13 protein-coding genes, 2 rRNA genes and 2 pseudogenes (1 of these 17 cut by a window edge) are annotated in these 15138 nt (G+C 44.0%); 10 read left to right on the forward strand and 7 right to left on the reverse strand.

All coding sequences use genetic code 11. From position 1 onward, the window contains the following. Positions 1-63: 63 nt before the first annotated feature. The 5 genes and pseudogenes from AC0IYG_RS30370 to AC0IYG_RS30390 all read left to right on the forward strand — a co-directional run bounded on the left by AC0IYG_RS30370 (position 64) and on the right by AC0IYG_RS30390 (position 4181). On the forward strand, positions 64-1272 hold the full coding sequence (locus tag AC0IYG_RS30370; RefSeq protein WP_471714763.1) for an alpha/beta hydrolase family protein: 1209 nt from the start codon (positions 64-66) through the stop codon (positions 1270-1272). 6 nt (positions 1273-1278) lie between these two features. Next, positions 1279-2152 (forward strand): annotated as a pseudogene (cysM, locus tag AC0IYG_RS30375) (cysteine synthase CysM). A gap of 570 nt (positions 2153-2722) precedes the next feature. Further along, positions 2723-3025 carry a DUF4286 family protein gene (locus tag AC0IYG_RS30380; protein ID WP_471714764.1) on the forward strand — a complete coding sequence of 101 codons (303 nt, stop codon included), beginning with the start codon at positions 2723-2725 and terminating at the stop codon, positions 3023-3025. A gap of 229 nt (positions 3026-3254) precedes the next feature. Then, the gene (gene hpf / locus AC0IYG_RS30385) at positions 3255-3632 is read left to right on the forward strand and encodes a ribosome hibernation-promoting factor, HPF/YfiA family (protein ID WP_471714765.1); all 378 of its coding nucleotides are present in this window, start codon (positions 3255-3257) and stop codon (positions 3630-3632) included. 135 nt (positions 3633-3767) lie between these two features. Next, positions 3768-4181 carry a MaoC family dehydratase gene (locus AC0IYG_RS30390; RefSeq protein ID WP_471714766.1) on the forward strand — a complete coding sequence of 138 codons (414 nt, stop codon included), beginning with the start codon at positions 3768-3770 and terminating at the stop codon, positions 4179-4181. Positions 4182-4239: 58 nt separating this feature from the next. Here the strand turns inward: AC0IYG_RS30390 and AC0IYG_RS30395 are convergent, their stop codons facing one another. Next, positions 4240-4422, reverse strand: coding sequence for a histone H1 (locus tag AC0IYG_RS30395; protein ID WP_471714767.1), 183 nt, complete (start codon positions 4420-4422; stop codon positions 4240-4242). Positions 4423-4676: 254 nt separating this feature from the next. After that, positions 4677-5948 carry an aminotransferase class I/II-fold pyridoxal phosphate-dependent enzyme gene (locus AC0IYG_RS30400; protein ID WP_471714768.1) on the reverse strand — a complete coding sequence of 424 codons (1272 nt, stop codon included), beginning with the start codon at positions 5946-5948 and terminating at the stop codon, positions 4677-4679. A gap of 189 nt (positions 5949-6137) precedes the next feature. Between AC0IYG_RS30400 and AC0IYG_RS30405 the strand changes: the two genes are divergently transcribed. The 4 genes and pseudogenes from AC0IYG_RS30405 (at position 6138) to AC0IYG_RS30420 (ending at position 10709) form a co-directional block, all read left to right on the forward strand. Beyond that, on the forward strand, positions 6138-7643 hold the full coding sequence (locus tag AC0IYG_RS30405) for an acetyl-CoA carboxylase biotin carboxylase subunit (RefSeq protein ID WP_471714769.1): 1506 nt from the start codon (positions 6138-6140) through the stop codon (positions 7641-7643). A 192-nt stretch (positions 7644-7835) separates the two neighbouring features. Beyond that, complete coding sequence (queA, locus tag AC0IYG_RS30410) at positions 7836-8885, forward strand: tRNA preQ1(34) S-adenosylmethionine ribosyltransferase-isomerase QueA (RefSeq protein ID WP_471714770.1); 1050 nt, start codon at positions 7836-7838, stop codon at positions 8883-8885. 83 nt (positions 8886-8968) lie between these two features. Then, entirely contained in the window at positions 8969-9637 is a 669-nt protein-coding gene (locus AC0IYG_RS30415; protein WP_471714811.1) for a 2-C-methyl-D-erythritol 4-phosphate cytidylyltransferase, read from the forward strand. Positions 9638-9723: 86 nt separating this feature from the next. After that, positions 9724-10709, forward strand: a pseudogene (locus AC0IYG_RS30420) (winged helix DNA-binding domain-containing protein). 15 nt (positions 10710-10724) lie between these two features. On the opposite strand, the gene AC0IYG_RS30425 reads toward AC0IYG_RS30420, so the two are convergent. From AC0IYG_RS30425 to AC0IYG_RS30435, 3 genes are read right to left on the reverse strand one after another with little or no spacing between them, the layout of a single operon-like run. Further along, entirely contained in the window at positions 10725-11234 is a 510-nt protein-coding gene (locus AC0IYG_RS30425) for a hypothetical protein (RefSeq protein WP_471714771.1), read from the reverse strand. Between the two features lie 10 nt (positions 11235-11244). Further along, positions 11245-11688 carry a heparan-alpha-glucosaminide N-acetyltransferase domain-containing protein gene (locus AC0IYG_RS30430; protein WP_471714772.1) on the reverse strand — a complete coding sequence of 148 codons (444 nt, stop codon included), beginning with the start codon at positions 11686-11688 and terminating at the stop codon, positions 11245-11247. After that, the gene (locus AC0IYG_RS30435; protein WP_471714818.1) at positions 11582-11851 is read right to left on the reverse strand and encodes a hypothetical protein; all 270 of its coding nucleotides are present in this window, start codon (positions 11849-11851) and stop codon (positions 11582-11584) included. The genes AC0IYG_RS30430 and AC0IYG_RS30435 overlap by 107 nt, the downstream gene beginning before the upstream one ends. Positions 11852-12130: 279 nt before the next feature. On the opposite strand from AC0IYG_RS30435, the gene AC0IYG_RS30440 reads away from it, so the two are divergent. Next, positions 12131-12925: a class I SAM-dependent methyltransferase gene (locus tag AC0IYG_RS30440; protein ID WP_471714773.1), complete on the forward strand. Its 795-nt coding sequence runs from the start codon at positions 12131-12133 to the stop codon at positions 12923-12925. A gap of 80 nt (positions 12926-13005) precedes the next feature. Here AC0IYG_RS30440 and rrf read toward each other — a convergent pair. Both rrf and AC0IYG_RS30450 read right to left on the reverse strand, forming a co-directional pair. After that, a 5S ribosomal RNA gene (gene rrf / locus AC0IYG_RS30445) occupies positions 13006-13117 on the reverse strand. 90 nt (positions 13118-13207) lie between these two features. After that, positions 13208-15138: ribosomal RNA gene (locus AC0IYG_RS30450) — 23S ribosomal RNA — on the reverse strand (it continues 894 nt past the right edge of the window).

A 15138-nucleotide genomic window follows, 5' to 3' on the forward strand; every position in this document is an offset into this window, starting at 1 on the left:
CGATCTAAAACAGGTCATCGTTCGTTATCTACACCTGAACGATGACCTGTTTTTCTAATCCTTATGCAAAAATTTACGATTGTTTTGTTTCAAAGAAGACTATCCTTCCTGCTTGTCTGGAGTTTGTTGCTGCTTTATTCGTGCAAAGACGATAAGCCAGAACCGATTGATCCGCCGGTTGAGAACCAATATCTGGAGGAAAGTAGTGTTATCAGCGAACTGACCAAAGAGCAAATCGCGCAAAAAGCAGGTGCGCTGAGCCCTATTTTGGTTGGTTATGTTCAAAACGGCATCAAAGTTTACAAGATCACATATAAAACGAAGAACACGGACGGAGCCGACATTATGGCTTCCGGAGCATTAATATTGCCATCAACGCCCAATCCTGTTTCTATGATTAGTGTGCAGCACGGCACTATTCGTGAAGATGCTTCTGCTCCTTCTAATTTTAATGATGGCGCCGAGGCCGCTTCGTTTGGCTCATTATTCGGCTCTATGGGTTACATTATCGCCTATCCGGATTACATTGGTTACGGAGCTTCGAAAGATCTTCCGCATCCTTATGAGCACCGCGCCAGCCTCGCATCTGCTTCACTGGATATGCTTCGTGCTGCCAAGGAATTCCTGAAAAACCAGACTGATGTAAAGTGGGATGAGAAATTATACATTGCTGGTTACAGCGAAGGCGGTTATGCGACCATGTCCTTGCATAAAATGATTGAAGAGGAAGCTCCTGGCGAATTCAATCTGAGGGCTTCGAGCTGCGGCGCGGGGGCTTATGATAAAACTGCTTTTATGGAACGCGTCATCAACACAAAAACGGACGGCGTTGCTTCTTATAATGCACTTTATCTCTGGGTTTTGCTTACTTATGACCGCATTTACAAGCTGAACCGTCCTGCTTCTTATTATTTCAAAGAGCCTTTCGCATCGCGGATTGCTGAAAACGGGATCACTTCTCCTATTAACCAGAGTTTTGACACGATCCTGAATGACAGCTTCAAGAAAGATCTTAATGATGGAAAGGATGAAGATTTTATCGCTGCAATTGCTGATAATAATGTGTACAATTGGAAGCCAAAAGCGCCTTTGCAGTTGTATCACGGTGATAAAGACAATCTCGTTTTCTATTTTAATTCGGTCAAAGCTTACGATACAATGAAGGCATTGGGCGCAAATGTTGAATTGATAACCGTCCCAGGCGGAAATCACAGCAGTTCGATCACAAATTATCTGATTGGAACACTGGCATTTTTTACCAATACAAAATAATAATACATGTCCTCACTTCTTGATCTGGTTGGTAACACACCGCTTGTTGAATTAAAAAAACTGAGTCCCAATCCTAATGTAAAGATCTTTGGCAAGCTGGAAGGCAATAACCCGGGCGGCAGCGTAAAAGATCGCGCTGCATTCAGCATGATCAAGGGTGCGCTCGACCGGGGTGAAATTACGCCTGGCAAAAAGCTGATTGAAGCCACAAGCGGTAACACGGGCATTGCCCTGGCAATGATTGCACGGTTGTTTGATCTTGACATTGAAATCATTATGCCGCAAAACTCTACAAAAGAGCGCGTTTTGACGATGGAAGCGTTCGGAGCCAAAGTGATTTTGTCCGAAACGATGGAAAGCGCGAGAGACATTGCGGAAGAAAAAGCAGCGGGGGAAGGTTATTTTATGCTAAATCAGTTTGCTAATCCCGACAATTGGAAAGCACATTACAACACGACCGGTCCGGAGATTTATAAAGACACAGATCAAAAAGTAACGCATTTTGTATCATCAATGGGCACAACGGGCACCATTATGGGTGTCTCGCGTTATTTGAAAGAACAAAATCCGGACATTCAGATCGTTGGCTGCCAGCCCACTGATGGATCGAGCATTCCGGGGATCAGGAAATGGCCGGTTGAATATTTACCAAAGATATTTGAAAAAGAAAGAGTTGACCGGGTCATTGAAGTTACGCAGGATAATGCGGTGAAAATGACGCGGAGACTGGCGCGGGAAGAAGCGATTTTTGCGGGAATGAGCAGCGGCGGGGCAACCTGGGCTGCTGGTAGAGCTTGCGAAAGAATTGGAACAAGGCGTTCTCGTATGCATCATTTGCGATCGCGGCGACCGCTATCTTTCGAGCGATTTGTTTGGTTAGACTTTCCAAGTTCTATTAAACTTGGAAAGTCCGACAGGTTGATCAGAACCAGCCTGCACCCAGATTCCGGAAAGGCCACGGAATGGCTACCAGAATGATAATAAGGCCCATTGCATAGAAATAGAGCACAGTTCTGTGTCTTGTCTGCTCCGGTGAGTTTCTTGGATCTTATCCTGCCCAAAGTAATCAGCACGATTGCGATAAGCATCATGAAAATATGCTCGATTGAATAGAAACGGAACACTTTCTCGCTTATCAGGTCAAAATTCACTTTGGCGCTCATAAAATAGAGGATCAAGCCGATCAGCAGCTGCGTATGCGTTGCGATGAATGCGAAAAGGTAAATTTTACTGTCGCCTTCCGACCGCTTTTGCCAATTGGTATAAGCAACAAATATCGCCGCAATCAGAAGTCCTAAGCACTACATAACGGAGGCCTGAGTGGGCACGTATAAGCGCATTCATATTAAATCAGTTTATGGTGAACAAGTAAAAGCATGCAAATGTAACGCTCAATCGGGCATTATGCTTGATATTTGTACAACAAATCATATCGAAAACAGCAAAAATCATGATCATATTTAACATTACCGTCAACATCAGTTACGAAGCTGAGAAAGACTGGCTGCAATTCATGAAGACCATTCAAATTCCGGAAATCATGGCAACAAACCTTCCGCTTGACTGCAAACTTTTCCGTCTGCTCACCGAAATTGAGAACGAAGGTTCAACATATACATCGCAGTTTTCTTTCCGCACCATGGAGGATTTCCTGGCTTACCAGACACATTTTCAAGCGGACATCCAGGAACGTCACCACCAGCTCTTTAACGGCCAATACGTGTCTTTCAGAACACTTTTGGAAGAGGCTTAAACGTGCATTTCTGTGGTTTTGAGGTGGAAGAAATATATTTAAAAACAAGCCGGTTTACTTGACATTAACTTATTATTTCCCTTTATTTAATATATCGTTAAGATCAAAAAACGTCTTGGGAACGTGTTCTGGACTGAGGTTGAGTTGACAGAAAATGGATGAGTTCCCGCGAATGGACGCCTTTTAAAACGGTTTGAAAAAATATGTTTTACCTTAAAACAAAGTGCTTATGAGACTGCAGATGCAAGCAATTCATTTTGACGCCGATCCAAAGTTGTTGAGCTTTATTCAACAAAAATTAGATAAACTAGATACGTTTTATGACCGTATTACAAGTGGAGAGGTGTTTTTGAAATTGGATAAGAGTGATAATGCCAAGTTACAGACCAAACTTCTTGAGGTTAAACTATATGTTCCGGGTGGGACAATGTTTGTGAGGGAGCAGGGCACAACGTTCGAAGAGGCGACCGACTTAGCGATTGATACTTTAAAAATGCAGGTTAAAAAATTCAAAGACAAACGTAACAATGCCAGGGCACCGAAAACAATCGAGGGTGTTGCATTAGAAGATGGCGTTACGGTTATAACGGAGGAAACTGAGGAATAATCTCATATATATCATTGAAGAAGAAGAAGTCGCCCGCTACGGGCGGCTTCTTCTGGTTTAAGGGCTTTCGGCGCAGTTTGCAACAATCGGATAATTGAACGAATTTTGCGCGTTTCTCACAGTAATCCACATCTTATGAATATTGATCCTGTTAAAGACAGTAGTTTTGAAGAGCCATTCCGGCTCACCCAGGAGGAAGTGCAGCGCTTTGCCGACCTAACGGGCGATAACAATCCCATTCACCTCGATGCTGAATACGCGGCAACGACTTCTTTTAAAAAGCCGATTATACATGGCATGCTGGGCGCCACCATTTTTACAAAAGTGCTGGGAACACAATTTCCGGGGTTCGGGTCAATTTATGTAAAGCAAACGCTTGAATTCCTGCGGCCTATGTTTGTGGAAACCGACTATAAGGCTGTTTTTACGATCAAAAGCATTAATCCGGAAAAGCACATTGCAGAGATTTCAACTGAAATTGTGGATGCGACGACCAAAAAGGTTGTTACGCGCGGAATTGCAACAATGATCAATTCTGAAAAATTCTAACAAAAAAGCCCGGGACATTAGCAAATGCCCGGGCCTATAAAATTTTATGTCTTTCAGACTATTCGCCGCCTTCGTTCTTCTTATTCTGAACCTCAGCACGGATATCTTGCGCCAATGTTTTCAGGTCCTGCATGCCTTTACGAACGCGTGTTCCAGCTGCTTGGTTGCCTTTTGAATAGAACTTATCAAAATCGCCTTCTAGCGAAAGGATCAAATCTTTAACTTCATCAAATCTTGCCATGTTTGTTTTTGTTTTTTAGTTTCAAAATGCCTTTTACACGCTAAAAACGCATGTTTTGACCGAAATTTAGTAATTAAAAGCATTTGCACAACCCAAAAAACAAAAAAAAACACTTCTAAAATGCAATTAATTAATTGCAAACACATAACCCGCTACAAATCAGCGATTTAATTAAATTGAAAAAATCAAAATTAAATCAAAAAAAAGAGGGCTTTTTTTAAAAAAGCCCTCAGTAAGCAGAAAATGCAGATTTCTTATTCTACAACTTCCTGAACATCTTCAATTTGATAAACGCGGTTCTTCAATTTGTCCGCCAGTGTTGTGAATGCGTTCAACGTATATTCTACATCTTCCAGCGTATGTGCAGCTGTCGGAATGATGCGCAACATGATTTGTCCTTTCGGAACAACCGGATAAACAACGATTGAACAGAAGACACCCATATTCTCACGCAAGTCGCGAACCATCCGCGTCACTTCGGGCACACCGCCTTCGCTATGCAGGAACACGGGCGTTACAGGAGATTCCGTTTCACCAATGTTAAAACCTCTGCCACGCAGTCCGTCCTGCATTGCTTTCACGTTTTCCCAAAGCTTCGAGCGCAATTCAGGCATGGTCTTGATCATATCCAAACGCTTGCGGCATCCTTCTACATATGGCATCGGAAGCGCCTTCGCGTATGTTTGCGAACGCATATTATATTTCAGGAACATGATAATTTCCGGATCATCGGAAGCAATAAACGCCCCGATTGCCGCCATTGACTTCGCAAATGTTGAGAAATAAAGGTCAACTTCTTTTTGCACGCCCAGCAGCTCTCCTACACCTGCGCCCGTTTCGCCCATAGTCCCAAAACCATGTGCATCGTCGACAAGCAGACGGAAATCATATTTTTTCTTCAATTCAACGATGGCTTTCAGATCGCCCACTTTGCCGGACATTCCAAAAACGCCTTCTGTTATGACCAGGACACCACCGCCTTTTTCGTTTGCCAGCTTAGTCGCCCGGATCAGGTTTTTTTCCAAGCTCGCCATATCATTATGGTTGAACTTGTAATATTCTCCCAATTTCGCCTTATGCAAGCGAATTCCGTCGATCAGGCAAGCATGTGATTCGGCATCATACACGATTACATCGCGGTGATCGCAAATACATTCAATGGCAGACATTACGCCTTGATAACCGTAGTTGAGCAGGAAAGCGTCTTTTTTGCCGACAAACTCAGCAAGTTCTTTCTCGAATGTCTCATGAAGCGTTGAGTTTCCCGACATCATTCTGGCGCCCATAGGATAGGCAAGGCCCCATTTCGCAGTTGCTTCGGTATCAGCTTGTCTAATTTCCGGATGATTGGCCAGTCCCAAATAGTTGTTCAGGCTCCAATTCAACACCTCACGACCCATAAATCTCATGCGCGGTCCCAACTCACCTTCCAGCATCGGAAAAGAAAAATAGTGATGACTATTCAACATTTTGGCCGGTGTTCCGATCGGACCTGAGTTGTTACGCAATTTCTCGAAAATATCCACTCGCTTTTATTTTATGTGGGTAATCAATTAATACAAAAATGTTAGATAAATGCAAAATTAAAAAATTTGCGCTTACTTTAATACTATGTCAACATTAGGATAAAGTGTAAGTTAGCAAATTAATAAAAAGGCTACTTTCCAAATAATGTCAGATTTCGACAATATACCACCAAAAAACTGAACTGTTTCATGCGCTCTATAAAGAAAATCCTGGTTGCCAATCGTGGTGAAATTGCTTTGCGGATCATGCGGACGGCCCGGGAAATGAACATTGCGACGGTTGCTGTTTTCAGTGAGGCGGATAGGAAGTCGCCGCATGTGCGCTATGCGGATGAAGCCGTTTGCATAGGTCCCGCGCCTTCTTCGGAATCTTACCTTAATGTTGATAAAATCATTCACGTTTGTCAAGAGCTGCAAGTCGATGCCATTCACCCGGGATATGGGTTTTTATCAGAAAATGCCGGTTTTGCAAAAAAAGTGCAGGAAGCGGGGATCATCTTCATAGGGCCTTCTCCGGAAGCCATTGAGGTGATGGGAAGTAAACTGGCAGCAAAACAGGCCGCAGGCCGATACAACATTCCAATGGTTCCCGGCACGGAATATGCGATAACTGACCGTGATGAAGCAAAAGTGAAAGCGCGTGGCATTAGTTATCCGATCTTAATTAAAGCATCTGCGGGTGGCGGTGGAAAAGGAATGCGTGTAGTCGAAACTGAGGATGCATTCGACGAACAAATGGACCGGGCTGTAAGTGAAGCGTTGGCTTCGTTTGGAGACGGCTCTGTTTTTATTGAAAAATACATTACATCACCCAAACACATTGAAATTCAAATTCTTGGAGACCAGCATGGCAACATTATCCATTTGTTTGAAAGAGAATGCTCCATACAGCGGCGTCATCAGAAAGTGGTTGAAGAGGCTCCTTCTATTTCGATCACCGATCAGATCCGGACTGAAATGGGCCGCTGCGCAATCGATGTGGCAAGATCGTGCGGATATTATGGTGCGGGCACAGTGGAATTTATCCTGGATGAGCAGAGCAATTTTTATTTCCTTGAAATGAACACACGTCTGCAAGTTGAACATCCTGTTACGGAACAGATTACGGGTGTTGATTTGGTAAAACAAATGATCTACATTGCTGAGGGCAAGCCTTTAACATTGAAACAAGAAGATCTATACATTCATGGGCATTCAATTGAAGTGCGCGTTTATGCAGAAGATGCCTCCAATAATTTCCTGCCTGATGTGGGCACATTGCACACTTATGTGAAACCGGATGGCAATGGCGTCCGCGTTGATGACGGGTTTGAATTAGGAATGGAAATTCCTATTTATTACGATCCAATGATTGCTAAACTCATCACATATGGATTCGACCGTGCAGAGGCCATTCAGAAAATGGTGCGGGCGATTGACGAATATAAGATTTCCGGTGTGCAGACAACGCTTCCTTTTTGCCGTTTTGTAATGAACCACGAGGCTTTCATTTCAGGATCGTTTGACACGAATTTTGTCACCACATACTTCAAACCTGAAATGCTGCACGCTGAACTGTCTAATGACGCAGCGACATTAGCCGCATTAATAACCGCTCAGATTCAATCAGAAAGAAGTTTGAATGTTGACTTGCCTGTTTCAGGAGCAATGGAAGGCTCATCTCAGTGGAAATCACGTCGCTTCCAGAATCTTTAAGCGCCAGCGCTCTTGTATTTTTCCTGGAAAATGACTACTTTTGCGGTCTTAATTTTTTGGAATTTGGATTGCATAAAAATTACAGAATTTGGAATAGCTATGCAAGTAATCCAGGCCAAATCATTTCTTTCATAAGAAGTACGCGTTCGCCTTATTGTCACACGACTAAAGAAATCCACAGAATATTCAGCTATGAAGCTATCCGAATTTAAGTTTGATCTTCCCCAAAGTTTAATTGCACTTCATCCTTCAGACCGCGGCGAATCCCGCTTAATGGTTGTCCATCGTAAAACAGGAGAAATAGAACATAAAACCTTTGCTGACCTTATCAATTATTTTGATGACGGCGACGTAATGGCAATTAATGATACAAAAGTATTTCCAGCCCGTCTTTATGGCCAGAAGGAAAAGACAGGCGCAAAAATAGAGGTTTTCCTATTGCGTGAATTGAACCGTGAAATGCGTCTTTGGGATGTTTTGGTGGATCCAGCACGTAAAATCAGGGTTGGTAACAAGCTGTATTTTGGTGATAGCGACCTCGTTGCTGAGGTGATTGACAATACAACTTCACGCGGACGTACAATTCGTTTTCTTTATGATGGCGACAATGATGCATTCATGAAGCTGGTTGATGAATTGGGAGAAACACCGCTTCCTCCGGAGATTATTTCACGCCGCAAGGTTGAGACTTCTGACAGAGAGCGTTTCCAAACAATTTTCGCTGAACACATTGGTGCAGTTGCCGCTCCAACGGCTGGAATGCACTTTACGAAGGCGATTATGAAGCGTCTGGAAATCAAAGGCGTGAATTTTGCCCCAGTAACATTGCACGTGGGTCTTGGAACATTCCGGACTGTGGATGTTGAGGATCTGACAAAGCACAAAACAGATTCAGAAAATTACAGAATTACACAAAGCAGCGCTGAAATCGTTAATGCGGCGATTGACAATAAAAAACGCATTTGCGCAGTTGGTACAACATCTTTGAAAGCGGTTGAATCTTCTGTTTCTGCAAGTGGCCATTTAAAAGCGGTTGAAGGTTGGACTGATAAGTTTGTATTCCCACCTTACGATTTCAAAATCGCTAATGCATTGCTTTCTAATTTCCAGTTGCCAGAATCTATTCTGCTAATGTCAGCTTGCGCTTTTGGTGGTTTTGACTTGGTTATGAAAGCTTATGAGCTTGCGATCAAAGAAAAATATAAATTCTTCACTTACGGCGACGCAATGTTGATAATTTAAGGTTTAAATAATATTTTCAAAGTGGTCATTTATGGTCGAGGATGCGATTTCCTGATTCATAAATGACCACTTTTATGATCAATATGCAGGAATACGTTATAATAGTTGCCGGAGGAAGTGGAAATCGCATGAAAAGTGATATTCCAAAGCAGTTTTTAAAGATCAACGGTCTTCCAATACTGATGCACACCCTGAATGCTTTCAGAAATTATGCTGAGGCGTTAAAAATCATTTTGGTGCTTCCTTCCGAGCAGATAACATTTTGGAATGAGCTTTGTCAAGAACATGCATTCCAATCCATTTACACATTAATTTCAGGCGGTAACACGCGTTTTGACTCTGTAAAGAACGGTTTACAAAGCATTCAGGGCGAAAGCGGACTTGTTGCCGTGCATGACGGCGTAAGGCCTGTTATAAGCCGTGAAATCATTGCAAATAGCTTTTTAAAAGCGGCTGAGCAAGGCAGTGCGGTAACCAGTGTCGCGCTGAAAGATTCAATCAGAAAAACCGGAGCGAATGGAGAAAACATGGCGATGGACAGAGCGTCGTTTCAATTAATACAAACGCCGCAAACATTCCGCCTGGATTGGATGAAAAAGGCATTTGCAACAGATTACAATGATCAATTTACTGATTGTGCGAGCGTCCTGGAAGCAGCGGGCTATCCCATTTATTTGATTCCCGGAGCTTATGAAAATATAAAGATTACAACTCCGGAGGATTTGCGATGGGCAGAAATTTATCTAACATGACTGTTGAAGAGATTGTATCCCTGCGCCTTTACAATCAACAGATTTCGCACCATTCATTTCGAACGGCTGAGGAAGTTGCAAGTTGGATGGGTGCCATACAAGCTCAAGACTATTCGGGAGCTAAATGGTCGCTGGGTTTACGATTACCAAATGGGACGGAAGCGGACATTGACAAAGCCATTGCACAACGAGCTATCGTGAGAACCTGGCCTATGCGTGGAACATTGCATTTCGTTGCCGCCGATGACGTAAGATGGATGTTAAAACTGCTTACGCCCCGGATCATTGCAGGCTCAGCCGGCCGAAACCGTCAATTAGAGTTGGATGACAACACTTTCAACAGAAGCCAGGATTTGCTGATCGAGGCGTTGCAAGGTGGAAGCAGCTTATGCGAAGCGAAGTTTATGCTGTTTTGGAGCATGCAGGCATTTCAACCGCCGGTCAGCGAGGAATTCATATTATCAATTATCTTGCTCAAAAGCAGGTTCTCTGTCACGGCATACATCACGAAAAGCAGCCCACTTATGCCTTACTTGATGAATGGGTTCCTGTTTCAAAGGATTTAAACGGCAAAGAGGCACTTGCGGAACTTGCACTGCGATATTTCAAAAGTCATGGGCCTGCTACGCTCAATGATTTTGTGTGGTGGTCGGGACTAAAAATTTCGGACGCTCGCGAAGGACTAAATTCGGTCTCGGAAAAACTTGACAAGATCGAATCGAACGGAAATATTTACTGGACCGGAACTGAGCGTCCCGAAATCAGCGCGATCCCATCCATATTTCTTTTACCTGGTTTTGATGAATATATGCTGGGTTACACAGACAGGACATTGATTCTGGCGAGTGAACATGCTGGTAAAATAGTGCCGGGCAACAATGGCATGTTTATGCCCACGGTCATTGTCGATGGCAAAGTGAAAGGATTATGGAAACGTGTTTTGAAAAAAGACAATGTCTCTATTGAAATCTTGCCATTTGACAAGATCACAAAAGCCAAGATGAAATCGATCGCATTGGAAGGAAGACGATATGGAACATATCTTGGCAAAACGGTTTATGTCTTAGACTAAACCTTTACAAAAATCTTATTGCGGTAAAGGAAATACAAGAAAAACCAGACGATCACAAAGCCGCCTAACGCGCTTGAACACCTCGTGCCATTTCCCAGGCGCATATTTGTAAAATCCCTCAAAAAGTAATTTCGAAGAAGCATTAAAATCAATGAACCGAACTGCCAGATAAATAACCAGCGAGTTCATCCCAATCACCTGAAATGGAAACGCCCACTTTTTGAATCCCTTGACATCGATGATCCAGTAAAATAAAGCGAGCAGCGTGAATGCCATTCCGGTTGTAAGCAATATGAACGAGCTGGACCAAAGATGCTTATTAATCGGAAAGACTACATTCCAGATTAAACCCAGGATGATCCCAATTATTCCGTAAAGAAAAAGTTGTTTCAATTTCGCTGCTGAATTCTGGTTTTTCAGGAGAATGTCGCCGGCTATTGTTCCAAACAATGTAAGGCAAATGGATGGAAATTGTGTCAGTAAGGCAAGTTCGTCGTAGGTTCCCTGTTTAAGTTTTCCTGGCATAAAATTACGATCAAACCATCCAGCGAGATTTCCTTCTGAAAGACAGGTCACCAGCACCAAAGCCAGGAACCGGAATAAGCAGCAGTGCCAGATAGTAAGCTGCTAGTAAGGACACGGCGATCCAGAGACGGCTTGCAGAAGGAAAGCGTAAATATAGAACGGCTCCAATAAATGTTGCTAAGCCTATCCTTCCTAAAACACTTCCATAACGGATCTGAGCAGGATCAAACAAATCGATCGGTGCATTCTTATCCAGAATTCCGAGTGCAATTAATATCAGCATTCTCCGGAACGTTTTGGATATCATCTCACGATTAGAAATGCCTCTTGCTATGCCACCCGTCAAGCTAAACGAAAGCGAGGTGCCGGCAAGAAAAAGAAACAATGGAAAAATGAAATCGTAGAATGTTGAAGCCATGCCATTCGGGATGTACGAATTGCGCAGAGATTGCATCCACCGCCGCAATCCCCGTTTTGCCGCCTAAGAGATAAATAAATGCTCCTCCCCCGGAAATCATGAGCATGTCGAAGCCGCGAAGCGCATCCATTGATGCAAGTCGTGTAACATTAGTTGCCAACTTCTCCTCAGTAACGGATGCGCTCGAAACAGTTTCCATAGTCTATGACGTCGTTATAAGATCAAAAGCTATTTAGCTTAAATATTTACCGAATTACAACTTAGCGAATACCTAACAAGTCACTGGTGAGCGACTTACGGGTTAATGTCCCGCATTACAATTTTCATAGTCTTCATAAGCCTGTAACAGTAAAATATATATTCTTAGAACTTATTAAGATTAATTAGCGAAATATTTATACATAATCAAGATTGAATTAAACGAACTAGTTCGTTTAATTCAATAGCTCCTAATTTTATAATCTCAACTCACCTCATTATGAAAAACCTTTTGGATGATTTCCGATTATATGCCGGTGTTGTGCGGCGCATTGGTTATACCCTCACATTAGGAATGGCCAGTTCAAATCGAAGAAGTGACTTGCTGTCTCTTTATCATGTTTACCATAAGAGTAGTGGATCTGAAATTCGAACTCCGATTGATCCTTATATCATTCCGAAGACAGATGTATTTGAATTGTTTGGCAATGATGAAGCCGTTTACGAGGGCGTGTATGAATGTGGCTTTGGGCATACGACGGAGTTTGAACTAAAGGTCATAAGCAATCTGGTGAGAAAAGCCAACCCAAAATGCATTTTCGAAATTGGCACTTTCGAGGGTCGCACGACGTTGAATATGGCACTCAATACCAGTGATGAAACTGAAATACTTACGCTCGATTTGCCTGCATCAGAGCTGAATGCAACACTTATGGAAATCGAAGATGGAGAAGTAAGATACGTGGAGAAAGATATTTCAGGTGAACGGTTCATTGGTCATCCGAAATCTCATAAGATCAAACAAGTCTTTGGTGACTCCGCCACCTTCAACTTCGAGACATACAATCAAACCATTGATCTCGCTTTCATAGACGGTTCGCATGCATATGATTATGTGCTCAATGACAGCGAAAAAGTGTTTAAGCTAATGCGTCAAGGTGGTTTAGTCATTTGGCATGACTACACAAACTGGGAAGGAGTAAGAAAAGCAATGAATGAATTATATGAAAAGGATGTAAGATTTAAAAATCTCAAACACATCGGGGGGACCAGTATCTTAATTCTCCAATTGTAACATTCTAAAATGCTTCGAAGACTTGCTTAAGGGCACAAAAAAAAGCCTTACATTTCTGCAAGGCTTTTCGGTTGTTAGTATTGTGGCGGCTACCTACTTTACCAGGTTTGATCCAAGTATCATGGGCGGTTCTGGGCTTAACTTCTCTGTTCGGGATGGGAAGAGGTGAACACCAGGCCAATAGCCACCAACAAGCTCTTTGTTGGTTTTATCACTCAACAATATCTTTGAGTAATCAATGTCATATTGGAAGTAGAAGAGATCAAGTAAATTAAGATTTTAATGTGCAAGCTGTTGGGTAATTAGTACTGCTCAGCTGAATGTATTTCTACACGTACACCTGCAGCCTATCAACGTCGTAGTCTACAACGACCCTTATGTGGAAGATTCGTCTTCGGGCTAGTTTCGCACTTAGATGCTTTCAGCGCTTATCTATTCCCCACATAGCTACCCGGCCATGCCACTGGCGTGACAACCGGTTCACCAGCGGTGGGTCCACCTCGGTCCTCTCGTACTGAAAGGCAGCCCCCGTCAATCTTCCTACGCCCACCACAGATAGGGACCGAACTGTCTCACGACGTTCTGAACCCAGCTCGCGTGCCACTTTAATCGGCGAACAGCCGAACCCTTGGGACCTTCTCCAGCCCCAGGATGTGACGAGCCGACATCGAGGTGCCAAACCTCCCCGTCGATGTGAGCTCTTGGGGGAGATCAGCCTGTTATCCCCGGCGTACCTTTTATCCTTTGAGCGATGGCCCTTCCATACAGAACCACCGGATCACTATACCCTGGTTTCCCACCTGCTCGACCCGTCGGTCTCACAGTCAAGCCTGCTTGTACTATTGCACTCCACACACGGTTACCAAGCGTGTTGAGCAGACCTTTGGAAGCCTCCGTTACACTTTTGGAGGCGACCACCCCAGTCAAACTACCCACCATGCACGGTCTCCGACTTAGTCGGATTAGATCCCAGGCCAGCGAAGGGTGGTATTTCAACGTTGGCTCCATCACGCCTGGCGACGCAACTTCACAGCCTCCCACCTATCCTACACATCCCTGACCCGAAAACAATGCAAAGCTATAGGTAAAGGTGCACGGGGTCTTTCCGTCCCGTGGCGGGTAAGCGGCATCTTCACCGCTACTACAATTTCACCGAGCTCACGGCCGAGACAGTGCCCAGATCGTTACACCATTCGTGCAGGTCGGAACTTACCCGACAAGGAATTTCGCTACCTTAGGACCGTTATAGTTACGGCCGCCGTTTACTGGGGCTTCGATTCAATGCTTCTCTTGCGATGACATCCCCTCTTAACCTTCCAGCACCGGGCAGGTGTCAGGCCCTATACGTCAACTTTCGTTTTGGCAGAGCCCTGTGTTTTTGCTAAACAGTCGCCTGGGCCATTTCTCTGCGGCCTCTCTGTTGCCAGAGGAGGCTCCCCTTCTCCCGAAGTTACAGGGTTAATTTGCCGAGTTCCTTAGCCGTGATTCACTCGAGCACCTTAGAATATTCTTCTCGACTACCTGTGTCGGTTTACGGTACGGGTTGCGTACAGCTGATGTTTCAAAAGCTTTTCTTGGAAGCGTTTTCGTAAGTTCGCTTCACCCGTAGGTTCTGCTCAACGCACTATTCCGTCAGTACGTACTTACCACAATACTCCGTCACTTCTTCACACTGCATGCAAGGGCAGGAATATTAACCTGCTGTCCATCGAAAATCGCCTGTCGGCTATCCCTTAGGCCCCGCCTAACCCTCCGTTGATTAGCATAGCGGAGGAATCCTTAGTCTTTCGGTGTGCGGATTTCTCATCCGCATTATCGTTACTTATGCCTACATTTGCTTTTCTCACCAGTCCAGCACAGCTTACGCCATACCTTCACCCCTGTGAGAATGCTCCCCTACCGATCGTAATAAATTACTATCGCATAGCTTCGGTAATATGCTTGATGCCCGTTTATTATCGATGCCCGCCCCGCTCGACCAGTGAGCTGTTACGCACTCTTTAAATGTATAGCTGCTTCCAAGCTAACATCCTGGCTGTCTCTGCAGTCGGACCCCCTTAGTTCAACTTAGCATATATTTTCGGGACCTTAGCTGATGCTCTGGGTTGTTCCCCTCTCGGACCGGGACCTTAGCACCCCGGCCCTCACTGCCGTGTATATCATAGCCCATTCGGAGTTTGTCAGAATTTGGTAGGATTTGACTCCCCCTAGTC

The organism is Dyadobacter sp. AC419, assembly GCF_979253085.1.